The following is a 1,959-nucleotide window of genomic DNA, read 5'->3' on the forward strand; positions in this document are numbered from 1 at the left end:
GTGTGCTCTTCCGATCTCGTACTGTTCGAACCCTCTTTCATACATGAAAATATGGTCGTTCCAGTCGTCCGGTCCATTCAGCGTCACGGCTATAAGTTCCAACTCACCCTTTGCTGCTGTTGTAACAAGCGTCCTTTTTGCCCTTTTGGTGTAACCCGTCTTGCCGCCAGTAGTATATTTGTAGAGTTCGGTCAACAGCCTGTTCTTGTTTTTCCACACCCGGTCCCATGACTCATTAGGATTAGGCGCGCGGTGCACCTTGGTGCCTGATATTTTCCTGTAGGTTTCGTTATTCATGGCATACCTTGTCAGCAAAGCCATGTCATATGCCGTGGAATAATGGTTTTCATGATCATCAAGGCCATGTGGATTTGCAAAGTGCGTATTTTCCATTCCGATTTCTGCTGCTTTTTGATTCATTAGGAAGACAAAGCCTTCCAGGCTCCCCCCAACATGCTCGGCAATGGCCACTGCCGCATCATTTCCCGACCTAAGCATAAGCCCGTATACCAAGTCTTCCAGCTTCGTTTTTTCTCCCCCCATCAAATAGAGGGATGATCCCTCCGTTCCAGCTGCCCGGCTGCTTACCTTCACCTGTTCATCCAGCTTGCCAGATTCAATTGCCAAAATGGCGGTCATGATTTTCGTGATACTGGCAATGCGCTGGCGGTCATGCGCCTTCTTCTCATAAAGCACCCGCCCGGAGTTCTGTTCCATTAAAATAGCATTTCTCGCACTAACCGATCCTGACGCTGTCGCCAGCCCGGGAATATGGTGAATAAGCAAGATAAGCAGCAGTGTAAAAATCATCCCTTTTTTAATCATTGCACAGACCTCGCCTCTCTTTGGGAGTTTGTACAAGTTTATGCAGGACAAGGTATGTTATGACTCCAAAACGCTTTGACGGCAAAGCTGGCTGATTATTAAGGGGATGCCCCCGGCACTGAAATAAAAAGACGTTGTTCTTATTCTTGGTTGATATGTCGTGGAGGCAAGGTTACATAGGGGGACAAATTCCGGTTAATGTATATAGCGTGGCTTTGGAGGCAAAAATAAGCGGAAGAATTCCGATTAACTCCTCTAAATAGGCCAAATACCAAGGATTAGATTAATATAAACGGAAAAACTCCTCTTATATTTCGGGAAATGATGACATTTCCCGATTTAAGCGGCATTCTTCCGTTTATTATTCAAACCCAACAAAAAATGCTTGGAGACACATTGCTCCAAGCATCTTTGCCAATTTAAACGCGAATAACGTTCGAATAGCAATGGTGATTTTAATTTGTGCATTTCAAAACCCAACTACTTATGTTTTGCCGCTTTGTCTTTATTTCGATTGCAGCATCTTTGTCCGGTAATCGGTTTCGTAATATTCAAGTTCTTCTCTTATTTTTTGAAAATCTCCCTCGAGTGACGCAAGCAGTTTTGTCACTTTTGAAGGGACAGTATCCCGGAACTTGATTGCATTTTTCCCAGTGTAAGCTGCCCGGCTGTCTTCAAACCAGATATCGCTCTTCGGCGAGTAAAACTCCTCGATGCAGTGAATGTAGATGCGATACAATGTCTTCTCCGCCGCTCCTTTGGAGAACGGCTGGGAACCCGCTATCACCTTGCACGCTTCAAGGCCCTCTTCACAAAATACGGCAAGCCTGCGTATGGAAGAAAGAATATGGCGATAGAAGTCGGCATCTCCTTGCTCCTCTTCCTCAAGGGACTTTAAGGTTGTCGTATTTAAGAAGGTTTCAAGCTTTTCAACAGTGCTGCCTAAAAAGTCTTTAACCTCTTTTATTTGCGTCTCCACAATCGTATTCCCCAATAAATCCACCCCCAAAGATTGTATGCCTTACGAGTTGGTGCGAGAAGCCGGCTGGAGAATAAACTCCAAAGGAGAAACCTCATAGCCACCTTGTTGTTCCATTTTGGCGAAAAGCTCTTCGAGTTTGGCAAAATGAAATC

Annotated in this window: 2 protein-coding genes; both read right to left on the reverse strand. The window is 45.0% G+C overall.

The genetic code is table 11. The features are described 5' to 3' along the window. Nucleotides 1–810 (reverse strand): D-alanyl-D-alanine carboxypeptidase family protein (locus WQ57_RS22405; RefSeq protein ID WP_173427600.1); only part of this gene is annotated, 810 nt, incomplete at its 3' end. 520 nt (nucleotides 811–1,330) lie between these two features. Beyond that, a complete protein-coding gene (locus WQ57_RS22410; RefSeq protein WP_046524111.1) occupies nucleotides 1,331–1,819 on the reverse strand; it encodes a DUF3907 family protein in 489 nt (162 codons plus the stop codon). Between the last annotated feature and the right edge of the window lie 140 nt (nucleotides 1,820–1,959).

Origin of the sequence: Mesobacillus campisalis (assembly GCF_000986785.1) — a bacterium.
In the GTDB taxonomy this organism is placed as follows: domain Bacteria; phylum Bacillota; class Bacilli; order Bacillales; family Cytobacillaceae; genus Mesobacillus_B; species Mesobacillus_B campisalis.